The sequence below is a fragment of the Mesorhizobium sp. M0715 genome (assembly GCF_040320355.1).
Lineage (GTDB): Bacteria > Pseudomonadota > Alphaproteobacteria > Rhizobiales > Rhizobiaceae > Mesorhizobium.
Map to the genome: position 1 here is coordinate 129,744 of NZ_JAMYPL010000004.1, position 25,543 is coordinate 155,286.

Here is a 25,543-nt window from a genome sequence, read left to right on the forward strand (position 1 = left end):
CATTTCCATCATGCAGACCTATGATTTCATCATCGTCGGCTCCGGCTCGGCCGGCTCGGTCCTGGCCGAAAAACTCTCGGCCTCGGGGCGCTTCTCGGTGTTAATGCTGGAAGCCGGCGGCAGCGACCGCCGCTTCTACGTGCAGATGCCGCTCGGCTACGGCAAGACCTTCTTCGATCCTGCCGTCAACTGGAACTACAAGGCCGAGCCGGATCCGGGCCTCGCCGGCAATACCGACCACTGGCCGCGCGGCATGCTGCTCGGCGGTTCAAGCTCGATCAACGCCATGGTCTGGATCAGGGGCGCCCGCGAGGATTTCGATGCCTGGGCCGCCGCCGGCAATCCCGGCTGGGGCTATGACGATCTGCTTCCCGCCTTCAAGGCGCTCGAGGACAACCAGGCCGGTGCCGACCGATGGCGCGGCACGGGCGGCCCGCTGCATGTCACCGACTGTTCGGACGCAGTCCATCCGCTGACCAAACGCTATCTCGCCGCCGGCCAGCAGGCCGGCCTGCCGCTCAACCCGGATTTCAACGGCGCCGCCCAGGAAGGCGTCGGCATCTACCAGATCTCGACCCGCAACGGCCGCCGCATGTCGGCGGCGCGCGCTTTCCTGCGCCCGGCGATGAAGCGCGGGAATGTCCGCGTCGAGATGAAGGCGCTGGCGACAAAAATCCTGTTCGAGGGCAAGCGTGCCGTCGGCGTCGAATACCAGCAGAACGGCGGGATGAAGACGGCGCGTGCCGGCCGCGAAATCATCCTGTCGGGCGGTTCGATCAACTCGCCGCAATTGCTGCAACTGTCCGGCGTCGGCCCTTCCGCCCTGCTTGGGAGCCTGGGCATTCCCGTCGTCCATGCCAACGAAAATGTCGGTGCGCATCTGCAGGACCATGTCGGCATCAACTACACCTTCAAGGGCCGGCTGCCGACGCTCAACCAGACGCTGCGTCCCTGGTGGGGCAAGCTGCTGGTCGGTATGCAATACATCCTGACCCGCTCCGGCCCACTGTCGCTGTCGATGAACAATGCCGGTGGCTTCTTCCGCACCGACCCGGCGGCGACGCGGCCAAACATGCAGCTCTATTTCCAGGCCTTCTCGACCGTCATTCCCAAGAGCGGCGAGCGCCCCATCCTGACGCCCGACCCATGGCCGGGCTTTTCCATCGGCCTATCCAACTGCCGCCCGTCGAGCCGTGGAGAGATCATGATCCGCTCGGCCAACCCACGCGACTACCCCAGGATAACGGCCAATGCCTACTCCACCAATGCCGATGTCGAGGAGATGCTGTCAGCGGTGAAATTCGTGCGCAAGATCGCCTCGATGCCCGCCATGGCCGAGATCATCGAGGAAGAGGTGTTGCCCGGCCCGTCGATCACCTCGGACGCCGATCTGGTCCAGGATTTCAGGAAGCGCTCGGGCACCGTCTATCACCCGGTCTCGACCTGCCGCATGGGGCCGGATCCCGCGCGCGCCGTCGTCGACCCCCGCCTCAAGGTGCATGGTCTGGAAGGTTTGCGCGTCATCGATGCCTCGATCTTTCCCGACAACATCACTGGCAACACCAACGCCGCCTCGATCATGACCGGTTGGAAAGGCGCCGAATTGGTTCTGGAGGACCAAGAATGAGGATCACCGACGTCAAGACCTGGGTTGTCGGCAATCCGCCGCCCGGCATCGGCGGCAAGTATTTCATCTTCGTCAAGCTGACCACCGATGGTGGCGTGGTCGGCTATGGCGAGGCCTACAACGCCACCTTCTCGGCCCATGTTACCGCCCGGATGGTCGAGGACATGGCCGAGCGCTATCTCGTCGGCCGCGATCCGCACGACATCGAGAACTTCTTCCGCCGCGCCTATTCCTCCGGCTTCACCCAGCGCCCCGATGTGTCCGGCATGGGCTGCTTCTCGGCGCTGGAAATAGCCTGCTGGGACATTATCGGCAAGGAAGCCGACAAGCCGGTCTACAAACTGCTCGGCGGACAGGTGCACGAGACGCTGCGCTCCTACACCTATCTCTATCCGCACAGCGGCAGCGTCCACTCCGAGGACGCGCACGGCAAGAACGTCTACAACGATCCAGATCTCGCCGCTGCCTGTGCGCTCGAATATGTCGAGCAGGGTTTCAATGCCGTCAAGCTCGACCCGGCCGGCCCCTACACCGCCTTCGACGGCCACCAGCCGCGCCTCGTCGATATCGACCTGTCCACCCGCATGATCAAGGCGATCCGCGAGGCGGTAGGCACCCGCGCCGACATCCTGTTCGGCACGCACGGCCAGTTCACGGCGTCCGGCGCGCTGCGCATGGCGCGCGCCATCGAGCCCTACGATCCCTTGTGGTTCGAGGAGCCGGTGCCGCCTGATATGCCTGAGGTCATGGCCCAAGTGGCCCGCGCGACCTCGATCCCGATCGCCACCGGCGAGCGGCTGACGACCAAATTCGAGTTCGCCCGCGTCATCGAGAACCGCGCCGCGACCATCCTTCAGCCGGACCTCGGCCGCTCCGGCGGCATTCTCGAAACCAAGAAGATCGCCGCCATGGCCGAGGCCTACCACATCCAGATCGCGCCGCATTGCTATTGCGGACCGATCGTCGGTGCCGCCAACATCCAGCTGGCGGTAACGCTGCCCAACTTCCTCATCCTCGAATCGCTGAAGCAGTGGGACGGTTTCCACGCCACGCTGCTGAAGAAGAAGATCGAGTGGCAGGACGGCAAAATCATCCCGTCGAAGGAGCCCGGCCTCGGCGTCGAGCTCAACGAAGCGGTCTGCGACGCACATCCCTATACGGGCAAGGAATTGCATCTGCAGATGATGCAGACGCCGTTGATGCCGTGAGCGAAAGCTACGCCTTCATCGGTCTTGGCCATCTCGGCGGCAACCTTGCCGCCAGCCTGATCCGCAACGGCTTTGCCGTCACCGTCTTCGACCGTTATCCCACCGCCGTCGAGCGCCTGGTGGCGCTCGGGGCCACAGCGGCAAGCAGCCCCGCCGAGGCCGCCGCACGGGCCGGCAACGCCATCTCCTGCCTGCCCTCTCCGAAGGTCAGCGAAGCCGTGCTGGCGGGCGCCGATGGTCTGCTGGAGGGCCTGCCCACAGGCGGCACCTGGATCGAGATGTCGACCAACGGCCGCGACGAGATTCTCCGCCTCGCGGCCCTCGCCTCGGCCAAAGGCATCGAGACGCTGGAATGCCCGGTCACCGGCGGCGTGCATCTGGCGGCGGCCGGAAAGATCACCGCGCTGGTCGGCGGCGATCCAGCGCTCTATGCGCGCCATCGCCCGGCAATCGAAGCGATGTGCGCGAAATCGTTCTTGATGGGGCCGGTCGGCTCGGCGGCGGTGATCAAGGTGATCACCAACATGCTCGCCTTCGTTCACCTCGTCGCCGCCGGCGAGGCGCTGATGCTGGCCAAGCGAGGCGGGCTCGACCTCGCCCAAGCTTATCACGCCATCGTCGCCTCCTCCGGCAACAGCTTCGTCCACGATACCGAAAGCCAGCTCATTCTCAACGGCTCCTACGATATCGGCTTCACCATGGATCTGGCGCTGAAGGACCTCAGCTTCGCGCTCGCCATGGGCGAACAGTCAGGCGTGCCGCTTGAGCTGGCGTCGCGCGTCAACGCGATTTTTCAGCAAGGCAAGGCCGCCTATGGCGGCGGCGCCTGGTCGACCCAGATCGTCAAACTGTTGGAAGATGCCGTCGGCACCGACCTGCGCGCACCTGGTTTCCCGGCCAAGCTCGAACTCTAACGCCGGCTGGATATTAAGCGATTTCAGCGAGTTGGCTGGATCGGCGGATTCATCTGAATCAATCCGTCAACGGCTTGATTCAGTATCTGAGCGTCAACGCACCCGGCAGGATCTCGAAGGTCGCGGGTATGCGTCCCGGCGACTCGCCGTCTATGTCGACCAGCGCGCCGTTCTTCTCGACATCGCCGAGCGGTTCGACCACCACTTTCCTGCCGCGCAAGATGGTGATCGCTGGATGGTTGCGGTGCCGGCCGCCATAGAGCAGCCGGATGTTCCAGATCAGCTTCAGCTTGCCGGCGGCGCGCAGGATGACGATGTCGAACTGCCCGTCGGTCAGTTCCGCATCCGGCGCGATCATCATGCCGCCGCCGAAGAATTTTCCGTTGGCGACCGCCACCAGCGCCATGCGCGCTTCGACGGGCGCGCCGTCGTCGACCGTGATCCTGACGTCCTGGAAGCGGTAGCGGATGAACTCGACCACGGTGCGCCACAGGAAAAGCGCCTTGGCCGACATCCTGCCCTTGCGCTTGTCGGCATTGACGGCGCGGTCAGTGGCGCCGGAAAGCCCCAGGCTGGCGATGTTGATGAAATGCCGGCTGGCCAGCGCGCCATGATCATCGATGTAGCAGATGCGCCCGGCATCGACCTTGCGACCCTTGGCTTCGGCCAACCGCTTCAGCACGGCATCCACCTCTTTCGGCAGGCCGAGCCCGCGCGCGAAGTCAATGCCGGTGCCGCACGGCAAGAGGCCGAGCTCGGTGGTCCGGCCGCTTTCCTGGAACGCCTGCAGCAGTCCATCGGCCACTTCGCTGGCGGTGCCGTCGCCACCGGCCGCGATCACCAGGTCGAAGCCAATCATCGCGAGATCGATTGCCAGCCTTTCGGCGTCACCTTCCGCCTGCGTTTCGCGCAGCTCGAATTCGCCGAAGTGCTTTTTCAGCGACGCGGCGACCTCAGGCCAGTGCCGTTTCAGCCGGCCCCCACCGGCAATCGGGTTGAGAACCACTCCGACTTTCAAGCAACCCTCCCGCAAGGACATCGAGCCGCTCGGCACCTCGAATCCTTTGCCGGCATTGAAGCCCGCACCGGCCGGCAGGGCAAGGGCCGAATGTCCACCGCTGCCGCCCATCATGGCGGATCGGAAAATCGCATTCCCTGGTTGATCCCCGATAATCCCGCTATCCACAGGCCTCAGGCCATTCCCCAGGCCCCTTACCCGGCGTAGGTTAAACCCATCTCAGGCGGCTACCGATCATCCAGCCGAAAGGCGAAGTGAAAGGCGGATTTCCTGAGGCCCGGACGGCCCGAAGCGAGAGCAGGCTTGCCTGTTTCGAGGGACGGAGCCGAGACCTACGGGGCCGCGGAAAGCGTGCCAACGCCGACGGCGGACCGATGCTGCCATGAAGGACGGCAAAAACCTTCGATGGTGCGCAGGGCAAAGCCCGCAAGGGTGGAAACCAGCGTGGTCCCGAACGGACGCTGCTCTCGGGCGGCGGACTGGCAGGACCGTCAAAATCAAGGCCGGCAAGGCGCGACGACTTTACGGAAGTTGCTGCCGCGACCGTGTCCTGATCTGACAGGGAGGCGCTGGGAGAAATCCCGGCGCCGACTGTCTTTTTGCCCCTCGATATCCTTCGCCGGCGATCTCGCGGGCGCCGCTTCACCGCGCGCTAAAATCGGTTAGTATCGCTGCGTCGTCAGAGTCTGTTTGCAAAGCGGACTCGTAGAGGGGGGATACTTCATGACGCTGATCCAGAAGCTTGCCGTCGCCTATGCTTTCCTGTTTTTCGGCGTCGTCGCCATTGGCTACATACCCGCGTTCAATGACGCTGGCGGCAATCTGTTCGGTCTGTTTTCGCTGCAATGGTATGACGACCTGCTGCACGCCTTCTCCGGCGTCTGGGCGCTGGCCGCCGCCTTCATCTCGCACCGCCAGGCGGTGTTCTATTTCAAGTTGTTCGGTTCGGTCTACCTGTTCGACGGCGTGCTCGGTCTGGTCACCGGTTCCGGCTGCCTCGATGCCGGCATCTTCATCAACGGCTTCCGCTCCCTCAACGATATCGAATTCCCGGCCCGCTTCTTCGCCAACCTGCCGCACCTGGTCATCGGTGGCTTCGCCGTCTATGTCGGTTTCCGGCTGGCCAGGCGCATACACGAACACTTCGCCACGGCCTGATCTGGCATGTTCCTGTTCCGCTGGCTGAAGCGCATCATCAAGACGATCCTGTGGGTGATCGTCCTCGTCATCCTCATCCCGATCGCCGGGCTGAGCTACGGCTTTCTGACGACGTCGTCGCTCGACAAGACGCCGCTGCCCGGAATTGCCGATGGCGCGCCGCCCAAGGCGCTGGCCGACAAGGTCCGCGCCGAGATCCCCTTCTACCAGCGGCCGGAGGAATCGACCTTCCTCACCTATCCGGAATGGGCGATCGTCTACGCCGCGCGCGAATATGCCGGCTTCGTCGACAAGGACCAGCCGAGCGGCTTTCCCTACTGGTCCTATGTCGGCCGCTTCTGGCAGGACTACGCCATGGTCATCCGCGCCAGTTCTGCCTACAAGTTCAACTACGCCAACCACCAGATGCTGGTCATCATCGGCACCAGCCACTCGATCGAGCATATATTGCAGTGGGCCTATGAGAACACGGTCGGCCGCATCACCGAGGCGACGACGGCCAAGCGCACCGCCGCCGACATCTATCAGGCCAAGCTGGCGGCGGACTATGCAGGGTTTCTCGACCAGGTGCCCTGGTATCAGTTCCCCTATGCCGAGAAGCGCGCCGGCCTGTTTGCCGTGCAGCCGGCGCCGGGAGACAGCTCGATCCGGACCAGCGAACGCAAGCTGGCGTTCGGCCTCGCCGACACCATCAAGCAGGGCTATGCCGACCTGATCACCAAGGCGCTCGCCGCGACGATGGACCCTGCCTTGCTCGACGTCCATGTCTGGGCCAAGGGACCCGTCGGCGAAGCCACCCGCAACGAGCCCGACACCTTGCTCGAACGCGACATGGGCGCTGACGGCACCATCTTCGTCACCAGGCGCTATCAGGTCTTCACCGAAATGATCCCGCGCCTGATCGACAAGGGCGTCTCCTTCGTCGAGATCGGCGGCAATGACGAGATCATGGTCACGGTGCTCTCCACCGATACGATCGCCATCCCTGAAGGCATGCGCATCCTGTTCAGCTATCCGCTCCCGGCCGATCAATCCACGCGCCGCACCGGGCTGACCGTCGCCGTGCGCAAGCTGCATCTCGTGCTGCCGGCGCTGATCAAGGCTGGCGCCAGGCTTGAACACGTCTACGACTACTGAGGCCTTTCGGCCACGCCCGGCCAGGATTATGCATTTCCTGGGCTCCGCCACGCCCATTCCACAATCGCGGCCAAATCCCGCCTTGTTCGCGCGCGAAGGAATGGGAAGAAATGGATGGGTTGCCGGGGGCATCTCGAAGGGACAAGACCGTGATCAAGACCGCCCTTGTCGCTATGACCATTGTCGGCTGCGACTGCGACGCCAAGCTTTGCGAATATATCGGCGAGACGCCGGCCAAGTGGTCGACCGTCGCCGAGTGCGAAGCGGCGATGAAGAGCCAGATGCTGCACGAGCGCAATTTCAACTATCCGCTCGTCTCCGGCATTTGCCGCACGAAGGGTTCGTCGTCCTCCTCGCAGCTGGCCGCGACCGCATCGCGCCCGGAACTGAAGCCCGCCAGCCGCGTTGTCAGGACCGAAAGCCCGCTACCGCCTGAATTGAGCCACCGGCCGAGCGTTTCGGTCGGTTCACCGACGACCGCCATGGAAGCGGATGCCGCCCGGCCGGTCGCCTATGAACAGGTGGTCGATGGCGGAACCGGCGTGCTCTATCGCACCAAAAACGGCTACGCAGTGGTCAAGACCGATCTCGGCCGCGCCGCCTCGGCGACCGCCGATGCCGCGAAACGCTCCGTGAACTGGCTGGCCGGCTTGGTGCCGAAGGGGCTGTAGTCCTGCTGGCGTCTCGGTTTGACGACCGCTTAATCAGGCAGGAACATAGGTCAACCTGATTACGTCGTCACCGATCAAATCGCTGGCCACAAAGCGAAGCGGCGGCCGGGGGCCGGCGAAAAATGGCTTGCCCTGACCGAGCACGAACGGATGGAGGTAAAGTTGATATTCATCGATAAGACCAAGATCGGTCAGGCTTCGTGCCAGGTTTGGTCCGGAAACTGAAATCTCCCCGACGAGCTCAGCCTTAAGCCCACCTATCACCGCCTCGACGTCGTCCCCGACAAGTGTGGCGTTGGGGCCGACCGACTTCAGCGAGCGCGACACAACCCACTTCGGTTGGCTCCGCCACGCCGCCGCGAATTCGTGCGCCTCCGCGCTCCATTCAGGACTGTCTTCGTCCCAATAACGCATGACCTCGTACATGCCGCGACCGTAAACACTGCCGCTCAAATTGCGCACTTGCTCCATCCAGTGACGAAAGATTGTCGGGCCTGACGGCATTTTCTGGTGGTCGACATAGCCGTCGAGTGACTGGTTCATTCTGAAAATGAGCTTCGCCATGCTGCAGGACCTCCAATTCAGGGTCGTCAGAATAACTTGAGCCGCCGTTATGCAAAAGTATGGATTCCCCCCCGAAACCCAACTGAGACACGACCCTAGTCCGGCCTGAACTTGACCTTCAGGCTCTGCCAGAACTTGTCGATAAGCGGCTGTTCGGTCGCTGCATCCTCGCCGGCAACGCGGGTGATGAACAGCAGCCCCCGATCGGCCAGGCCGAAGCCGACGATCTCGAAATCGGCGGTGTCGGTGCGTGTCTTCACCTCGGCGCGGATACCGGTCAATTCCTTGCCGTCGGCGAGCTTGCGCGTCATCGGCTCCTGCGTCAGCTTGGCGCCGGCCTGCACCGATTCCTTGGTCATCTCCTGCAGCATCAACTGGTTGAGCGACACCGGGTTCATCTTGCCATATTCCTGCACGACGACGATCGTGCCCAGCGCCGACGCCATTAGATACTGCGTGATATCATCGCCGAGATCGGTCTTGGTCACCGAAATATTGCTCGGGTGGACGAAGGAGAAATCGCTGCCGGAGAAGGTCGCGAAGTCGTTGCGCTCGAGCGTCACCTTGCTGTGCTTACCGCCGGGTAGCGTCACATCAGTGCTCTCGCCGGGATCGATATCGACCGTCACACCGTCGATGGTCAGCTTGAAGGCCTTGAGATCCTCGGCTCCGGCGGGGCCAGCGCACAGCGCGATGAGGATGAGTGCCGCGGCTGATACCTTGCGCATGAAGTCTCCTAACGTCTACGCCACCCCGCTCAGCGCCTTGATGGCACGGTAGAAGGTCGAGGAAAACAGTTCCGTCGGGTCATACTGCCGCTTCGCCGCCAGGAAGGCCGGCAGTTCGGGATAGGAGGCGAGCAATTCCCTGGCCGTATAATGCAGCTGGTAAGGCAGGAAGAAGCGCCCGCCATGCTTGATCGTCACGTCGATCAGCGCCCGCGTCAGCGCGCGCATCCTGGCATTGCCGTCGGCATCGGTCGGCTGGTTGATGTAGAGCACCAGCGAATAGGCTGGCTCCGGCGCGTAGGTCAGCGCCACATCCTCCTTGTGGACGATGCGCACCGAAGCATTGAGCACCGGCAGCGTCTGGTTGCGCAGGATCTCGCGCGTTTCCGCGATGAATTCGACATAGGCGGCACGTGGAATAAAATATTCGTGCAGGATGTCGGTCTCTTCTATTTGATCGTTGAAGAGATAGGGCACCGAATCGTGCATCGGGTTGTTGCGGGTGACGAGACAGGCCTCGCCCTCGGCCATGGCCGAAGTACGCGCCACCGTGCAGCTTTCGAATTTCGGCTCCAGCGTCTTTTCGGTGAACCACTTCAACTCCTGGAACAGGCTGCCCCATTTCGCCAGGTTGATGATCACCCGTTTCAGCCCGACTGAACCCGGCTCGCCGATCTCAGGCTGATCCGCCGGCGGCTGCTCCGCCACCTTGTCGTAACGGTAGACGATCATATCCTCGAGGAAATTGCCGGGCGCCGTCGACAGATGGCCGTAGAACAGGCCGATATTCTTGTTCGGCTGCAGCACCTCGGCGAAGAATTTCGGAAAATCGTCCGATCTGATGATTTCGCGCGAGGTCCGGTAGACGGCGTTTTCGACGATATCGAGCGTCGCCTCCAGCACCACGCCGAACAGGCCATAGCCGCCGACGACGTGGCGGAACAGATCGGTGTTCTCGGTGGGCGAGCAGGTCGTCACCGAGCCGTCGGCCAGCATCACTCGCATCGAGCGGATCGAGCCCGCCACCGACCCTGCCTGGTGGTCCATACCGTGCGCATTGACCGACAGCGAGCCGCCGACCGAGAAGATGTCGGTCGACTGCATCGCCTTCACCGCAAAGCGCGGATGCAGAAGGTTCTGGATGTCGTGCCAGCGCGCGCCCGGCTGCAAGGTCATGGTCTTCGCCGCCGCATCCACGGTCACCTTGTTGAACTTTCTGAGGTCGAGTACCAGCGCGTTGTCGTCGAAGGCATGCCCGCCCATCGAATGGCGGATGGCGGCCAGTGAGACTTTCAGGCCATTGGCACGCGCGAAGGCCAGCGCATTGGCGATGTGCTCGTCCTCGCTGACCTCGACGACGCCGTAGACCGGCGTCATCGACAGGCCGCTGGCATCGTTGATGTCGCCGCCTTTTGCCGACCAGGGCAGCGACGCATCGAAGGCCGGCGCATTGTCCAGCGGCTTCAAAGGCAACGCGAAGCCGTCGATATCGGCTATCCGTCCGGCGTTCTTCGGCCCCGAAGGCGCGCGCGCCAGCCGCGCCACGGTGTTGCCGCCCCACAGCACCGCGCCACCTAGGACAGCCGCACCCAGCAGCAATCGCCGCGACAGGCGAAACCCTTTTTGTTCGTCGGCCATGAATATCCCCCGTTGGTCAAGGGATAGCGCGGCTTTTTGGCAAAAACCATAGCGATGCCGCCGGACAGCGTTCCGCCGGCCGGCCCTGGGGTCCAGCCGGAAGACCTCATCCAGGTCGCCCGGCATCGAGGGGCGAGGCATGAAAATGGCCGATCCCCGGAGGGACCGGCCATGAGTGGAACAGGGTTTGAAAAATCCGGTCAGCAGGTCTGCCGACGCACGATGCTCTCGCGTTACGAGGCCTTCTTGATCGACGTCACGATGCCGGTCTTGTCATCGACAGTCACCGCCACCTTGGCGCCGACCTTCAATTTCCCGATCGTCGCTTCCGGTGACAGCTGGTAGATCTTGCCGTCGTCGAGGGTGATCGACTTGGTCGTCGGGTCGACGGCCTGGATCGTGCCCTGAACGGTCGCGGCATAGGCCGTGCCGAGGAAGGCGAGCAGAGCGGCGGTGGTTGCGAGGGTCTTCTTCATGGGGTGCACTCCGTGCTGTTTCACTTTTCCGGGCCGCCTTGGGAAACGACAGCACCGGACGGCCTGAAACTGGAACGGAAGCGCTCGCTCCGCAAATCACGTTGGGTGAATTTTCGTAAACAATATCATAGGCTTAATTCCGACATATTGCTTGCTGCCGACATCATTTCAAGCCGCTTCGGCTCCCCATGAGCGCACTTCTGTCCGCGAAAAGAGTCGCTTGGCCGATTGTGACGGCGGCTTTGGATCGCCACGCGGCCGCTGCAATCCACCTCGGGCGGCATCACGAAACAGCCTGCTGACCGATCGTCGATACAAGTTTTGTTTCATGAGTCAGAGGCGGACTATAGACACGACAAATACGGCTTCGACGGCTGAGGGCTCAGCCCGCCTCGTCCTTCGCGCCGATCTTGCGCACAAGTGCCGCCGTCGCCAGCATCGCGCCCATGTCCGATATCATCGGCGCGACATGCGTGGTGTAATCGAGCGGCACCGAAATATCCGGCAGCTCGAAGAAATTCTTCGTCTGCGGCAACAGCAGGAACCCATCGCTGCCGTTGAGTGCGACGCGGGCCGGATCGTCCGGCCAGGTTTCGCCAAGCCATTTCAGCGCCTGCGCCAGCCGGCCGCTCACCAGTGGCTGTGCCGCCCCGAGATTGTCGGTGCGGAACTCGTACGCGGCGTCGAGCGCCACGTCGCCACTGGACAGCTCTTGCAGCTTGCTGGCGAAGATGCCGCGAAAAAAGCTGATGACCGCGTTGGTCCGGCGCGTCGCCACCAATATGCCGGGGAACGGCGCGATGGTCTCGAAGGCGACGATGACGCCCTGAAAGGCGGTCGACGAGCCCTTGCCCGACCCTTCCCGCAGATGCGCCTCATAGAGCTCGAACGGAAACCCTTCGTAGCGGCCCGCGACGATATCATCGAACGCCTGCCGGTTGAACGGACCAACCGCCGTGCGCGGCAACCGGTCGAAGGAATTCGGCATCACGCCATGCTGGTAGCGCATGTCGGCGATGAAGCCGAAGATGATCGGCAACAGCGTCTCGCGGAACGATTGCTGCAGCCGCGTCGCCGGTTTCCTGGCCTGGAAATAGAGCAGGATCGAAGCCGCGAAGCCGATGACATACAGGAACACATGCGGCGTCGAGACCCATTGCTCGTTGGGGTCGGCGACCTTGTTGAACAGCCAGGCGACCAGCACCACGGCCACCAGCACCAGGCCGACGAACACCGGCACCCGCCAGCGCACCTGCCTGACCGCCGACGCCCTCGCCGCTTCATAGGCCGCGATGTCTTTCCGGATGCCGGCAATGACCGTTTCGCTCGGCATGAAATCCGCTGTTTCCACCGCTACCCCCCGCAATCCTGCCTCTGCGGGAGCATGATAGTTGGTTTTGCAGGGGCCGCCAGACGTTTAAGCGAATACGCCTTGATCGGTTGGTGGAGAAGGGAAGATCGCTTTCAGTCGCCCCTCGACCTTGTCACGCACTCGGCCCTCCAATGCCTCCACCAACACCAGCCGCTCATGGTCGCCGGCGCGCAGGCGCATGAAGGGATGCATCCGGTAAGATGCGATCGTGCCGCGCGTACCGGCATCGGCACTGACATCGACAGTGAGGATAGAACCGATGCGACCCGGCCATGGCTGGCGGGCGAAGGCGGTGCCGAGGAAATCGCCAAGTCCATAAGCGACCACCGTCTTGTCGATCCTTTCCACCGGCTGCACGACATGGGCGTGATGGCCGGCGATCAGTCCAACGCCCTGCCCGGCCAGCCGCCTGGCCAGCGCCCGCGTCTCGGCACGCGGAAAATGCCGGAACTCCCAGTCCCAATGCGGCACGGCGCAGAGAAGATCCAAGCCAGCGCGCGGCCAGCCCGCCGGATCGCTGTCCATCGAAACGCGCCCGGCAAACAGTTTTTCATCTGCGTTGCGCCACAGCGTGAAGGCGGCCAAGCCGATATCAAGCGGTCCGACCCGGACAGGCATCACCCGACCATTGGCCACCAGGCCGATCGTGCGGATGCCGAGCCGCTGCAACGCCGCCACCGTCTCGTCGAAACCGGCGACGCCCTGGTCCAGCACATGGTTGTTGGCCAGCGACAGCACGAGCCTTTCTCGCGCAATGCCGACCGCCGCCAGCGCCTCGGCCAGAAACAACTCGCTCATCGCATGATGCGTGCCGAGCCTTGTGCCCAGCGCCGCGCTTGGTCTGTCCACCACGGGGCTTTCGCAATTGCCGATCACCAGATCGGCAGCGCCGAGTAGCGCCTTGATCGCCGGATCGCAATCCGGCGCGCTGCGGTTGGCCACCGCCGAGATGTCCCCGACAAAGGCAAGCCGCATTGTCTGCCTCGGCGGCGGATCCATAAGCGTCCCAGCCATCGGCGCAAAGTCTTGCACGTCGCCGGCCAGAGACGGCTTCAAGAAACGCGGCAGCCAGGACAGTTTGTAGGAAAACGGATAATTCGACACGCGATGCCCAATTGTTTGCCCTGTGTAGACCGTCCGGCGGGCGGGTTGAAGCGCAGCGCTGCAAATGGTGTATATCTGCGCTGCGCGACAAATATTGGGGGAAAAGATGACACGACTGGCAGGCCTGCTGACCGCTTTCATTTTGCTCCTGCCGCTGTCTTCCGCGTCGGCGGCAATGCCCGAAGCGGCTACCCGACTGTTCGAGGCGAAGAGCGTGGCCGCGCGCGACGCTGCCCTGTCGATGCTGGAGGCCGCCGCGCCAAACGAACCGGCATCCGCCTATGCGGCCGGGGCGGGCGAGTTCTTCACCGCATTGGAGATCCTGGCCACCGGCCTGCACCGCCATGGTTTCGAAAGCCCGCAGTCCTTCATGCTGCCACTGATGCGGTTGCCGGTGCCCGACAATCCCAATCCCGAGCCGCTGACTTACGAGCAGTTCCGCGCCATCCTGGTCGGCTTCCGCGACCGGCTGGAAAAATCCGCGGCGACGTTTGCGTCGGTGCCGGCGAACGCCGATATCGGCATGGCGATCGATCTCACCCGTGCGGGCATAGACCTCAACGAGGACGGCACCATCGCTCCGGACGAGAGCATGGCGGCGATCATCGCCGCGTTGTCCCGTGGCGGCATTACATCGGACGACGCCGTCCCCACGCTCACCTTCCGTTTCGACCGCGCCGACGGGTACTGGCTGCAGGGCTATGCCGAGTTCCTGATGGCCCAGGCCGATTTCTGGCTGGCGCATGATTTCAGGAGCACCTTCGACGGCTCGTTCCACATGCTGTTCCCGCGCGCCAAGCTGCCGTTGCAGGATATTCTGGTGCCGCCGGCCGGCGACATGGGCTCGAGCATCTTCTCGTCGGAATGGCGCATCGCCGATTTCATCTCGATGGTGCATCTCATCAACTGGCCGGTGGTCGAAGCGGAGCGCCGGCAAGCGGCGCGCCGCCACCTGCTGGAAATGATCCGGCTGTCGCGCGAGGACTGGAAGGCGATCCGCGCCGAGACCGACAATGACCGCGAATGGCTGCCTGGACCGCAGCAGAAGGGCGAGAACCCGCTCACCGGCCTCGAAGTTGGCGAGGAGCAGGTTCAGGCCTGGCTCGCCGCCCTGACCATGGCCGAAGATCTCCTGGAGGGCCGCAAGTTGCTGCCGCATTTCCGCGTCACCGCCGGCACGGGCCTTGGCATCAACATGAAGCGCTTCTTCGATGACCCGAAAAACTTCGATCTGGTGCTGTCGATTACCGGCCCGGCCATCGCGCCCTACCTCGAAAGCGGCGAGCTCGTCACCAGCAGCGATTTCGACCAGATCCAGCGCCAGTTCGGCGGCGGCGGGTTTCTGACCTTTGCGCTCTGGTTCAACTGAGGGCAGGATGTTTGAGGCCCTTCCGCAGGGGAAATCTTGGCAAGACCGGCAACATTTTTACTGGAACAGGTGCATTTCCCAGGCGATGTCCGCTGGCAGTCACCTCACTGCAGATGCCGCGCGAAGGCGCTTCGCAAAAATTAGCAGCGGCTGTTTTGCTTGACTCGGCCGCCAAAAACAGGCAGCAAAACCAGGTCGGAAGGGCGACAACACCACTTTCCTGGCCGTGGACGAAGGCTGATTTGGCCAAAATCCACATCTCGTCGTTGGTTTTGAGAGGAATTGATTAACCAACTTTGTCCATATTTTGAAGCAATTGGCAACCAACTACAGACGCGGCAAACGCGTCGGGGACCACCTGGGATCACTCACAGAATGGTCGTCGCGGCTCTCAAGGCCACGTACGGGGAAACCGATTGAAGCGAGATTGGTTGCATGGCGTTGTTGAGTACACATAAAAAAAACCCGGGACAGCGTGAGGGCGGCGAGTTCGTCGATGCTCCGCGTTCCTCTTCCTTCAACGCTGGCCGGGTGGCCCGCTGGGTCGCACTGCCCTGCGTCAGCACTGCCATCGGCCTTTGGCTGATCGGCACCATGGCCGGCCTCAGTTCCGTCGGCGCCTCGCTGTCGGCGACTTCGGTTGGCCTGCCCCAGACGCTGTCCATGCCGGGATCGCTCGCACTTACCGATCCGCTGAAACAGCACTTCTTGAAAGCACCCTTCGTGCTGGCCAATGCCAATGGCGGCACTCAGGCCCTGCATGATCATTCGGTGCAGTGCGGTGCCAGCTGTTTCAAGCTGGCCAGGGTAAGCTCACGGGCGGAAAAGTCCGAACGCCTTGTAGCGCAGGCAAAGCCGATGCCAGCCGCCGTGAAGTCGAAGGCGCAGGAGCGCTTCGAACGCATGGAAGCGTCGCTTTCGCCGATGAAGCTGGCCGCTGCCTTTGCCGACGCCGGAAAGCCTGCCGCCACTGCCAACACGCGCCCGGTGATCTCCACCGTCGCACCGCGAATTGCCGAGGCGTCGCTGGTGCCGTCCGTCCAGGTCACGGCCAGCCTGTCCGATAACATGCCAGTTCCGGCGGCCGAACGTTTCGCCCGGCTGGATACCGGCTCGGTGGTCGTGCAGACCGCACCGCAGCCGATGGGCTTTGCCCAATCCGATACGCCGGACAATTCGCAGTTGGCGCTTGCCCTCGTGCAGTCGCTGCCGGCCGACGACGAGGCGTTCGCCTCACCGCTGCCGATCGAGGAATCGTCAGCCGATGTCGCGGTTTCACCCGTCGAAACCCAGCAGGATCAACCCGGCGATGCCGCCTCGCTGCCGGACGCGCTGACCGACGACGTGCCGTTGCCGACCCGCCGCCCGCAATTCGACCCGCCGCAGCCCAAAATTGTCCAGCAGCAGCCTAAGCCCGTTCAGCAGCCCAAATCTGTTCAGCAGCCCAAGCCCGCCCAGCAATCGAAGCCGGCACGCGAGACGGTCCAGCAGGCCCAGCCGGCAAAACCGACGCGGCAAGGCCGGCCGGCCGATGGCGGCGATGTGCTGGCCTATGCTAAGCCCGACACGCCTTCGGGCGGCCTTGGCAAGGCGTTCAGAAATCTGTTCAACTCGCCGGGATCCAGAAGCGGAGCCGGAAATGGCGTCGCCGTCTACGATATCAGCGCCGGCACCGTCTACATGCCTGACGGCTCAAGGCTCGAGGCTCATTCTGGCATCGGCGCCATGACGGACCAGCCGCGCTATGCCGACCAGAAGAACCGCGGACCGACACCGCCCAACACCTACAATCTGTCGCTGCGCGAGACGCGCTTCCACGGAGTGGAGGCCTTGCGCCTGACACCGGCCGATGGCCGCAACAAATACAATCGCGACGGCTTTCTGGCCCATACCTACCTGCTTCGAGGCCGCTACGGCCAGTCGAGCGGTTGCGTCGCCTTCAAGGACTATGCGCGCTTCCTCGCCGCCTACAAGAAGGGCAAGATCAAACGCCTTGTCGTGGTGCCGCGCCTGAACGGGTCGGCGACGCAGGTCGCATCAGCCGCCAGGGGCGTGTAGCGACAAGAGGCTTTCGGCCGCACCTTCCCGCCTGCTCCTGACAGCCTGCTGTCAGGAGCAGCGCTGTTCGGCACGCCTCTCCCCACCGCGCTCTTTCCATTTTGGCCAGGAAATCCCATATTCGGGACATGGCCAAATCCCCCGATAAGAAAACGCCGCCGACGGCGAACGACGACCGCGCCGCGCCGAAGCGGCGCAGCCCGCTGACCGATTTCCTCGACGCCTCCGAGCCGCTGCACAAAGGCGGTTTCGCCGAGATGCCGCAGCCGGAGCTGTCGGGCACGCCGCTGACCGGTTCGATCGCGGATTGGGCCGAGCAGATCGAGCAGGAAGCCGAAAACGAAGGACGTCTTGTCGGCAAGGGCGACGGCGGCAAATCGCCGAAGCCGTCGAAGAAGATACCCGAGCGCTCAAGCTCGCCGGGACGCAGTTCGCGCGGCACCTCGATGGGTGGCGCGGCGTCAGCCAGGGAGCGCACGGCAGCCGGCCTCAACCCGGTCGCCGGTCTCGACATCTCGCTGGAAGACGCCGAGACGATGGCCTCGGGCAGCGTCACCGCTACCGTCGCCGCGCTGTCGGCGCTGATCGAATCCGGCAATCCGCTGCACAAGGACGGCGTGCTGTGGACGCCGCACCGCCCTGCCCGCCCCGAAAAATCCGAAGGCGGCATTGCCATCAAGATGGTTTCGGATTTCGAGCCGGCCGGCGATCAGCCGACCGCGATCAAGGATCTGGTCGAAGGCGTCGACAACAACGACCGGACCCAAGTGCTGCTCGGCGTCACCGGCTCCGGAAAAACCTTCACCATGGCCAAGGTGATCGAGGAGACGCAGCGCCCTGCCTTGATCCTGGCGCCGAACAAGACGCTGGCGGCGCAGCTCTATTCCGAGTTCAAGAAATTCTTCCCGGAAAACGCCGTCGAGTATTTCGTCTCCTACTACGACTATTACCAGCCGGAAGCCTACGTCCCGCGCACCGACACTTTCATCGAGAAGGAATCCTCGATCAACGAACAGATCGACCGCATGCGCCACTCGGCGACGCGTTCGCTGCTCGAGCGCGACGACGTCATCATCGTCGCCTCTGTGTCCTGCATCTACGGTATCGGCTCGGTCGAAACCTATACGGCGATGACCTTCCAGATGCAGATCGGCGACCGGCTCGACCAGCGCGCGCTGCTCGCCGATCTCGTCGCCCAGCAGTACAAGCGGCAGGACATCAACTTCGTCCGCGGCTCGTTCCGCGTGCGCGGCGACACGATCGAGATCTTCCCCGCCCACCTGGAAGACCGCGCCTGGCGCATCTCGATGTTCGGCGACGAGATCGAGCAGATCACCGAGTTCGATCCGCTGACCAGCCAGAAGACCGGCGAGCTGAAAAGCGTCAAAATCTACGCCAATTCGCACTATGTGACGCCGCGCCCGACGCTGAACCAGGCGATCAAGTCGATCAAGGAAGAGCTCAAGCACCGGCTGGTCGAACTCGAGCGCGCAGGCCGCCTGCTCGAGGCGCAGCGGCTGGAACAGCGCTGCCGCTTCGACCTCGAGATGCTGGAAGCCACCGGTTCCTGCGCCGGCATCGAGAACTATTCGCGCTATCTCACCGGCCGCCAGCCGGGTGATCCGCCGCCGACGCTGTTCGAGTACATTCCCGACAACGCGCTGGTCTTCATCGATGAAAGCCATGTCACCGTGCCGCAGATCGGCGGCATGTATCGCGGCGACTTTCGCCGCAAGGCGACACTGGCCGAATACGGCTTCCGTCTGCCGTCCTGCATGGACAACCGGCCGCTGCGCTTCGAGGAATGGGATGCCATGCGTCCGCTTTCGGTCGCCGTCTCGGCGACCCCTGGCGGCTGGGAAATGGAGCAGGCCGGCGGCGTCTTCGCCGAACAGGTCATCCGCCCGACCGGCCTGATCGATCCGCCGGTCGAGGTTCGCCCGGCCAAGACCCAGGTCGACGATGTCGTTGGCGAAATCCGCGACACCACCAAGGCCGGCTACCGCACGCTGGTCACGGTGCTGACCAAGCGCATGGCCGAGGATTTGACCGAATATCTGCATGAGCAAGGCATCCGCGTCCGCTACATGCACTCCGACATCGACACGCTGGAGCGCATCGAGATCCTGCGCGATCTGCGCCTCGGCGCCTTCGACGTGCTGGTCGGCATCAACCTGCTGCGCGAAGGCCTCGACATTCCCGAATGCGGCTTCGTCGCCATTCTCGACGCCGACAAGGAAGGGTTTCTGCGCTCGGAAACCTCGCTGATCCAGACCATCGGCCGCGCCGCCAGAAACGTCGACGGCAAGGTCATCCTGTATGCCGACCAAGTCACCGGCTCGATGGAGCGGGCGATGGCCGAGACCAACCGCCGCCGCGAAAAGCAGGTGGAATGGAACGAGGCCAACGGCATCACCCCGGAATCGGTCAAGTCGCGCATCTCCGACATTCTGGATTCGGTCTACGAGAAGGACCACGTCCGCGCCGACATTTCGCAGTTCACCGACAATGCCGGCGCCATGATGGGCAACAACCTCAAGGCCCATCTCGACGCGATGGAAAAGCAGATGCGCGATGCCGCGGCCAATCTCGACTTCGAGAAGGCGGCTCGTATCCGCGACGAGATCAAGCGTCTGCGAGAGATGGAACTGTCCATCTCCGAAGACCCACTGGCCAAATACGCCGATATGGAAAGTCCTGCCTCAGGTCGCGAAAAGGGCAAGCACAACAAGGGCGTGGCCAAACATCGGACAGCAGAGGAACAGGAGCGTTTCCGCAAGTTCGACGAAGCCCGTGCCGCCGAAGAGGCGGCCAAGGCTGCGCGGCCCAACCTCTTCCGCAAGCCTGATCTCGACGAGATGGGCGCCGATGGCGCCGTACCAGTGAAAAAACCGCTGTTTTCGAAACCCTCGATCGACGACATGGGTCCGGGCACCGACATGCCGACGCCGGCCGGCGCGGTGTCGCGCTCGTTGTTCAAGAAACAGTCGGCCGAAGAGGCGCATGGCTCCGATTTCGGCATTCCCGGCGAGCCGGTCAAGCCGCTGTTCAAGAAGAACTCGCTTGATGAGATGACCGTGCGGCGCACGGAAAAGCCGGTCGAGGGAAAAGTGCCGGCAAAGCCACAGCCGATCTCCCCCCAAGTGGGGGAGATGTCCGGCAGGACAGAGGGGGGCACAAAGGAACGCGACGGCAAACCAATCGTTCGCCAGCGCGCCGGCATCGGCTCGTATGAAGACGCGGGAGATGCCCGCCGCGAAAAGCGTCGGCCGGGAAAGACAGGTAGGCCGGGGCGGTAGGAAGCTGCAGCATCGAGCCTGCGATCGGTTGCGGATTTCAGATGCCGCCGCTTAGAATAGGTGATGGTCGTCGTTCGCAGACTTGATGAAGAGGAGTTCAAGGCTTGCTTTGCCGAGCCGATGACGAATATCACCGCGACGGCGAATGCTGTCGTAGACATATGGCCCTATGTCGACGCGCTAAATCTGGACGAAGTCGGCGTGCCCTATTTGAACGACGTCCACTATGTTTACCGGGACGTTCAAAACCGGTTTGATCAAGTTTTGATTGGCACCGGCAGGTTCAACGCCCTGCTTGTGATCGTTGTCGATCTCGGCAGAAGCGCGGTGTTCGGCATTTCCTACTCGATCTCAACAAAGAATATGGACTAAGCGGCGGTTACTTGAGACCTGTCTGATCCGGCCCTTTGACCTGTGAAGCTCAATCAATCAGCTGGGTAGCACAATGGTCAGGGCAGGCGGAATATGCTCCCTGCGACGGGATATCCAGCCAACCAAGGTTTGATCGATGCGACAGCGAGGCAAACTCCATATTCTCCCCCTAATCTTAGGTAGCAAAGACACGCCTTTGCGGGCCGGAGCTGATCTCGGTCCGGTCGAGAAACACCTTGGCTTTCCTAAATGGTTGTATGTCTATCAGGATCAGCCGTGCGGCTTTCTTCTGGGTTATGGCGATCTGGAAATCGACATTTTGACCAGGCGCAATCGAGCACGCGTCCATCGCATCAGCATCAAACTTTGGGACATGCCTGATGTCCCCAAGCCTTTGCCTTTGAAATGGAGCGGCAACAGCCAAATCGATCTCGATGGCTTTAGCCCGGCAATGACGATTTCGGCCGCCAGGACGCTCCTCGCAGGTCTAGGACTGCATGCCGAGGAATATAAGGTGGAAAGCGTATCTGAAACTGTCCGCCGGCTCGTGCTCCCCCACGCCGAGCTTCATTTCTTCAAGGGACCGGAAGAACCGATCCTGATGGAGTTTCACTTCCTGACACCGCAGGAAATCCAGGGAAATAAGGGGGACTGGGTAATCCGCCGCGAGACTAAGGCCGGCCTGCAGAGGACACACTTGCCAGCGGCCCCACCTTTGGTGTAGCCAGTCCACACACTCGAACGTTTTGAAAGGAGGGCTCACGTGTTTACGTTTCATCGTCACCATCGTCAGCGTGGCCCGATTTCTGCCCTGCGAGCTTGCTTGCAGGGCTGACCAGGGACGGTCCGGGTTTTCCCGCTTCGATTTTTTGGTCTGCCCTTCGTGGTTTTGCAACGCCGAGCCTGATGGCCAGCCTGCGCACCGTCAAAGTGCATTGAACCGGACTTTTCCTCCGGCAAGACCAGAGAAATCAAAATGGCCCTGATCAGCCTCAAATCCCTCGGCGTCACCATGAGTGCGCCGCTGTTTGCCAATCTCGACCTCACCATCGGCTCCGGCGACCGGCTCGGCATTGTCGCCGCCAATGGCCGCGGCAAGTCGACCTTGCTGAAATGCCTGACCGGCGAGATGGAGCCGACCTCCGGTGACATCACCCGCACGCGCGGCCTGCGCGTCGGTCATGTCGAGCAATCCGTTGCCCCGGCCCTTCTCACCCGCAGCTTCCATCAGGTAGTGGCCGACGTCTTGCCGCCCGAGCAGGCTGAAAGCGAGCTGTGGCGCGTCGACGTGGTTCTCGATTCACTCGATGTGCCGGAGCCCATGCGCGAGCGGCCAATGCAGGCGCTGAGCGGCGGCTGGCAGAGACTGGCGCTGATCGCCCGCGTCTGGGTGACAGATCCGGACGTGCTGCTGCTCGACGAACCGACCAACCATCTCGATCTGGCCCGCATCAGCCAGCTCGAAACTTGGCTGAACACGCTGCCGCGCGAAGTGCCGGTCGTCATCGCCAGCCACGACCGGGCCTTCCTCGACGCCACCACCAACCGGACGCTGTTCCTGCGCCCTGAACAGTCGCCGGTGTTTGCTCTGCCCTACTCCCGCGCCAGACAGGCGCTCGACGACGTCGATGCTTCGACGGAGCGCAAGTTCCAGCGCGACATGAAGGTGGCGCAGCAATTGCGCCGACAGGCGGCCAAGCTCAACAACATCGGCATCAATTCGGGCAGCGATCTGCTGACGGTCAAGACCAAGCAACTCAACCAGCGGGCCGAAAAACTAGAGGAAGCGGCGAACCCGGCGCATCGCGAGAAGTCGGCGGGTGCCATAAAACTGGCCAATCGCGGCACTCACGCCAAAGTGCTGATCACGCTCGACGACGCGGCTGTCGAAACACCCGACGGCACACTGCTGTTTCAGACCGGCAGGCGCCATATCTGCCAGGGCGACCGCATCGTGCTGCTCGGCCGCAATGGCGTCGGCAAGTCGCGCTTCGTCACCTTGATCCGCAATGCCATCATCGAACCGGACACGTTGCGGAATGTGAAGGTGACGCCGTCGACCGTGCTCGGCTACAGCGACCAGGCGCTGTCCGGCATCAGCGGCGACGACACGCCGCTGGCGATGGTCTCGCGCCGCTACGATGTCGGCGAGCAGCGCGCACGGTCCTTGCTGGCCGGCGCCGGCGTGGTCATCGAGATGCAGGAGAAAAAGATCGGCGTGCTGTCCGGCGGCCAGAAGGCGCGGCTGATGATGCTGGCCCTCAGGCTCGCCGATCCCAACTTCTATCTGCTCGACGAGCCGACCAACCATCTCGACATCGACGGCCAGGAAGCGCTGGAAGCGGAACTGCTGGCACATCAGGCAAGCTGCGTGCTCGCCTCGCACGACCGCTCCTTCATCCGCGCCATCGGCAACCGCTTCTGGCTGATCGAGAAGCGGAAGCTCACCGAAGTCGAAGACCCGGAGGATTTCTTCCGCTCGGTGGTTGAAACGGCAGGATGAGGCCAACGGAGTCGACTGGCATGTAAATTATTTGCTTACAGACCTTGTTTTTTGTAAGCAATCTGTTTACATATACCGATGATCAAGTCCTTCAAGACAAGGCGCTGTCGGACCTCTTTCAAACTGGAAAGACCGGCAAGATCGACGCCAAGATGCACAAGCGCATTCTTGTCCGGCTTGACCGCCTGGAAGCTTCGGAGAAGCCGGAGGAAATGAACCTTCCCGGCTTCGATTTCCACCCGCTGAAAGGCTTCGATCCAATCCGCTACACGGTCCACGTCAACGGCCCGTGGTGCATCACATTCGAGTTCGACGGCAAGGATGCCGCCCGCGTCGATTTCGAGCAATATCACTGAGGCGGCCAGACTGGAGAAGTTCGACTTATGACCGTGCACGAGCCGACGCGTCCTATTGAGCGTTGTCCCTCCCACCCAGGAGCGCTGCTTGAGGACATTATCCCGGCAACTGGCAAGACCAAGGTGGAAATTGCAAATCTGCTCGGGATCTCCCGGCAGCATCTCTATGACATCATCCGCGAAAAGAAGCCGGTTTCACCGGCTGTGGCCGCTCGCCTTGGCAAGCTGTTCGGCGACGGAGCCGCGATCTGGCTTCGAATGCAGGCGGCTTTCGATGCCTGGCACGCAGAGCGTGAGGTTGATGTTTCAGCGATCCCTACGCTCAGGGTTGCGTAGGTCCGTACGGCAGCATTCGAATAGACCATCAGACGCCACGATAAAAAAATTTCGACGGTCTGTCGGATAGCCTCAGCCAGCCCCGTCCTTGGGATGCCGACACGATGATGCCGGCGCCAACCCAGGGAGAATTATCATGTCGGTTCTTTCATCCATCGGTCGCATCGCAACCCGGTATGCGGCAGCGCGCGCTCGTCACCGCAGCGAGCGCATCCTGCTTTCACTGCCTGCCTCGCTGCGCAAGGATATCGGTTTTCCGGACGTCTTCGACGCGCAGAACGGCCGCCGCCCCTGACCTCGCGAGGCGCCAGTCAGTCATGCGTATCGCCTGAAAGCGGTGTCGCCTGCATCGATACGCGTTTTTCGAAAGCCTCGAACCAGTGCGTCAGCCGCGCCCGCGAGCGAAAAGGCGGCAGGTGTCGGAACGCCATCCAGGACAGCGTGGTGGCCAAGGCGATGTGGCCGACATGGAGCGGTGCCTCGTCGTCCAGCGTACTTTCGATCCAGTCGTAGCTCGCCTCGATCTTTTCCCGGTATCCGTCGGCGAGAGCGCTATAACGCAGCTGTTCGGGTCTTCTTTCCGTCTCCCAGCGCAAAGCGATGCCTGTCTGCGCGAGGCCCTGGGCGACCGACTGCAGCCGCAACGCCTGCCAGCGCGCTTCGCCATCTTGCGGCAGCAGCTTGCGGCCGTCATGCAGCGTGTCGAGATAGGCGCAGATGACATCGGAGTCGAAGATCGGCGACGCGTCGGGCCGCAGCAGCACCGGTACTTTGCCGAGGGGATTTTCGGCGTAGACGCGAGCATTGTGCAAGGTCGGACTGGTCTCGTGATGAATGACCTCGAGCCGATCGGCAATGCCGGCCTCATGAGCGAAAACGAGCGCTTTGCGCGCAAAGGGTGAATGGGTCTGATAGTAGAGGATCATTGTCATCTCGGGGCTGAAGCGGCGTTCGCGTGATCCATCTGTTCTAGCCCGCGAGCAGCGAGAATTGCGCTCTGATTGGGGGCCGCCGACGCAAGTTCGTTTCACGTCTCTCGTTCAGCTGCCGGCTGCCTGGCCAGTCCAGGGCCGGTCGGCCAAAAAAATCTCCCGGCCATGTAGGATCGCCGCCGCCTCATCCGTCCTTTGGCTCGCAACGCCAAACGCAAAGAGGAACAACAAATGACTGACCAGACCCCCGTTCAGCCCGCGGCCAAAGTGCTCGGCGGATTGACCCCCTATCTGCAGTTGGATGGCGCCTTCAAGGCTGCCGAATTCTACAAGAAGGCCTTCGGCGCGGAGCAGGTCTTTGCCTATCCGGCGGACGAAAAAGGCCGCACCATGCACATTCACCTCTACATCAACGGCTCGACGCTCATGCTCTCCGATTTCTATCCGGAAAACGGAATGCCCGCCGTCAAGCCGCAGGGTTACACAATGCAGCTTCACCTCGGCAGCGACGATATCGAAGCCTGGTGGAAGCGCGCCGTCGATGCCGGCTGCGAAGTCGCCGTGCCGCTCCAGGTCATGTTCTGGGGTGATCAATGGGGCAATATGCGCGACCCGTTCGGCGTCGAATGGGCGATGAACGCGCCGGTGAAGAAAGCCTGATCTGCCGCCGATGGCCCGAGCCCCTCACCGGCCAGCGCCGGTG

Annotated in this window: 23 protein-coding genes and 1 pseudogene; 16 read left to right on the forward strand and 8 right to left on the reverse strand. The window is 62.7% G+C overall.

What is annotated here, in order from left to right; genetic code table 11:
- Positions 1 to 10 precede the first annotated feature (10 nt).
- From NKI21_RS06630 to NKI21_RS06640, 3 genes are read left to right on the forward strand one after another with little or no spacing between them, the layout of a single operon-like run.
- Positions 11 to 1,627, forward strand: coding sequence for a GMC family oxidoreductase (locus tag NKI21_RS06630; RefSeq protein ID WP_352440393.1), 1,617 nt, complete (start codon positions 11 to 13; stop codon positions 1,625 to 1,627).
- The gene (locus NKI21_RS06635) at positions 1,624 to 2,835 is read left to right on the forward strand and encodes a mandelate racemase/muconate lactonizing enzyme family protein (RefSeq protein ID WP_352440392.1); all 1,212 of its coding nucleotides are present in this window, start codon (positions 1,624 to 1,626) and stop codon (positions 2,833 to 2,835) included. Before NKI21_RS06630 ends, NKI21_RS06635 begins: the two co-directional genes overlap by 4 nt.
- On the forward strand, positions 2,832 to 3,749 hold the full coding sequence (locus NKI21_RS06640; protein ID WP_352865001.1) for an NAD(P)-dependent oxidoreductase: 918 nt from the start codon (positions 2,832 to 2,834) through the stop codon (positions 3,747 to 3,749). Before NKI21_RS06635 ends, NKI21_RS06640 begins: the two co-directional genes overlap by 4 nt.
- 79 nt (positions 3,750 to 3,828) lie before the next feature.
- Here NKI21_RS06640 and NKI21_RS06645 read toward each other — a convergent pair whose 3' ends face one another.
- Positions 3,829 to 4,767, reverse strand: coding sequence for a diacylglycerol/lipid kinase family protein (locus NKI21_RS06645; protein WP_352440390.1), 939 nt, complete (start codon positions 4,765 to 4,767; stop codon positions 3,829 to 3,831).
- 723 nt (positions 4,768 to 5,490) lie between these two features.
- On the opposite strand from NKI21_RS06645, the gene NKI21_RS06650 reads away from it, so the two are divergent.
- The 3 genes from NKI21_RS06650 to NKI21_RS06660 all read left to right on the forward strand — a co-directional run bounded on the left by NKI21_RS06650 (position 5,491) and on the right by NKI21_RS06660 (position 7,733).
- Positions 5,491 to 5,925 (forward strand): hypothetical protein, encoded by a 435-nt coding sequence (locus tag NKI21_RS06650; protein WP_127294990.1) that lies wholly within the window; start codon positions 5,491 to 5,493, stop codon positions 5,923 to 5,925.
- 6 nt (positions 5,926 to 5,931) lie between these two features.
- Complete coding sequence (locus tag NKI21_RS06655) at positions 5,932 to 7,062, forward strand: hypothetical protein (RefSeq protein ID WP_352440389.1); 1,131 nt, start codon at positions 5,932 to 5,934, stop codon at positions 7,060 to 7,062.
- A 149-nt stretch (positions 7,063 to 7,211) separates the two neighbouring features.
- On the forward strand, positions 7,212 to 7,733 hold the full coding sequence (locus tag NKI21_RS06660) for a hypothetical protein (protein ID WP_023809774.1): 522 nt from the start codon (positions 7,212 to 7,214) through the stop codon (positions 7,731 to 7,733).
- Positions 7,734 to 7,766: 33 nt separating this feature from the next.
- Here the strand turns inward: NKI21_RS06660 and NKI21_RS06665 are convergent, their stop codons facing one another.
- The 6 genes from NKI21_RS06665 to NKI21_RS06690 all read right to left on the reverse strand — a co-directional run bounded on the left by NKI21_RS06665 (position 7,767) and on the right by NKI21_RS06690 (position 13,615).
- Positions 7,767 to 8,297, reverse strand: a complete 531-nt coding sequence (locus NKI21_RS06665; RefSeq protein WP_352865005.1) for a dihydrofolate reductase family protein — start codon at positions 8,295 to 8,297, stop codon at positions 7,767 to 7,769.
- Between the two features lie 95 nt (positions 8,298 to 8,392).
- Positions 8,393 to 9,025, reverse strand: a complete 633-nt coding sequence (locus tag NKI21_RS06670; protein ID WP_352679695.1) for a hypothetical protein — start codon at positions 9,023 to 9,025, stop codon at positions 8,393 to 8,395.
- 15 nt (positions 9,026 to 9,040) lie between these two features.
- Entirely contained in the window at positions 9,041 to 10,663 is a 1,623-nt protein-coding gene (locus tag NKI21_RS06675) for an FAD-binding oxidoreductase (protein WP_352865007.1), read from the reverse strand.
- Positions 10,664 to 10,896: 233 nt separating this feature from the next.
- Positions 10,897 to 11,139, reverse strand: coding sequence for a DUF1344 domain-containing protein (locus NKI21_RS06680; RefSeq protein ID WP_013530037.1), 243 nt, complete (start codon positions 11,137 to 11,139; stop codon positions 10,897 to 10,899).
- A gap of 382 nt (positions 11,140 to 11,521) precedes the next feature.
- Entirely contained in the window at positions 11,522 to 12,472 is a 951-nt protein-coding gene (locus tag NKI21_RS06685; RefSeq protein ID WP_352865009.1) for a hypothetical protein, read from the reverse strand.
- An 84-nt stretch (positions 12,473 to 12,556) separates the two neighbouring features.
- A complete protein-coding gene (locus NKI21_RS06690; RefSeq protein WP_352865012.1) occupies positions 12,557 to 13,615 on the reverse strand; it encodes a CapA family protein in 1,059 nt (352 codons plus the stop codon).
- A gap of 106 nt (positions 13,616 to 13,721) precedes the next feature.
- Between NKI21_RS06690 and NKI21_RS06695 the strand changes: the two genes are divergently transcribed.
- From NKI21_RS06695 to NKI21_RS06735, 9 genes and pseudogenes are all read left to right on the forward strand, one after another.
- Entirely contained in the window at positions 13,722 to 14,984 is a 1,263-nt protein-coding gene (locus tag NKI21_RS06695; RefSeq protein WP_352865014.1) for a hypothetical protein, read from the forward strand.
- 435 nt (positions 14,985 to 15,419) lie between these two features.
- Positions 15,420 to 17,042: a DUF2778 domain-containing protein gene (locus NKI21_RS06700; RefSeq protein ID WP_352865017.1), complete on the forward strand. Its 1,623-nt coding sequence runs from the start codon at positions 15,420 to 15,422 to the stop codon at positions 17,040 to 17,042.
- A 128-nt stretch (positions 17,043 to 17,170) separates the two neighbouring features.
- A complete protein-coding gene (gene uvrB / locus NKI21_RS06705) occupies positions 17,171 to 20,341 on the forward strand; it encodes an excinuclease ABC subunit UvrB (protein ID WP_352865020.1) in 3,171 nt (1,056 codons plus the stop codon).
- A gap of 63 nt (positions 20,342 to 20,404) precedes the next feature.
- Positions 20,405 to 20,713, forward strand: coding sequence for a hypothetical protein (locus NKI21_RS06710; protein ID WP_023809784.1), 309 nt, complete (start codon positions 20,405 to 20,407; stop codon positions 20,711 to 20,713).
- A 136-nt stretch (positions 20,714 to 20,849) separates the two neighbouring features.
- Positions 20,850 to 21,437, forward strand: coding sequence for a hypothetical protein (locus tag NKI21_RS06715; RefSeq protein ID WP_081734780.1), 588 nt, complete (start codon positions 20,850 to 20,852; stop codon positions 21,435 to 21,437).
- 252 nt (positions 21,438 to 21,689) lie between these two features.
- Positions 21,690 to 23,216: an ABC-F family ATP-binding cassette domain-containing protein gene (locus NKI21_RS06720; RefSeq protein ID WP_023809787.1), complete on the forward strand. Its 1,527-nt coding sequence runs from the start codon at positions 21,690 to 21,692 to the stop codon at positions 23,214 to 23,216.
- Between the two features lie 78 nt (positions 23,217 to 23,294).
- Positions 23,295 to 23,572: pseudogene (locus NKI21_RS06725) on the forward strand (type II toxin-antitoxin system RelE/ParE family toxin).
- 27 nt (positions 23,573 to 23,599) lie between these two features.
- Positions 23,600 to 23,908, forward strand: coding sequence for a HigA family addiction module antitoxin (locus tag NKI21_RS06730; protein ID WP_023809789.1), 309 nt, complete (start codon positions 23,600 to 23,602; stop codon positions 23,906 to 23,908).
- A gap of 136 nt (positions 23,909 to 24,044) precedes the next feature.
- A complete protein-coding gene (locus tag NKI21_RS06735) occupies positions 24,045 to 24,203 on the forward strand; it encodes a hypothetical protein (protein WP_023809790.1) in 159 nt (52 codons plus the stop codon).
- A 16-nt stretch (positions 24,204 to 24,219) separates the two neighbouring features.
- Here the strand turns inward: NKI21_RS06735 and NKI21_RS06740 are convergent, their stop codons facing one another.
- Positions 24,220 to 24,834 carry a glutathione S-transferase family protein gene (locus NKI21_RS06740; RefSeq protein WP_023809791.1) on the reverse strand — a complete coding sequence of 205 codons (615 nt, stop codon included), beginning with the start codon at positions 24,832 to 24,834 and terminating at the stop codon, positions 24,220 to 24,222.
- 237 nt (positions 24,835 to 25,071) lie between these two features.
- Here NKI21_RS06740 and NKI21_RS06745 point away from each other — a divergent pair, with 237 nt between their 5' ends.
- Positions 25,072 to 25,500 (forward strand): VOC family protein, encoded by a 429-nt coding sequence (locus NKI21_RS06745; RefSeq protein WP_023809793.1) that lies wholly within the window; start codon positions 25,072 to 25,074, stop codon positions 25,498 to 25,500.
- The last annotated feature ends 43 nt before the right edge of the window (positions 25,501 to 25,543 follow it).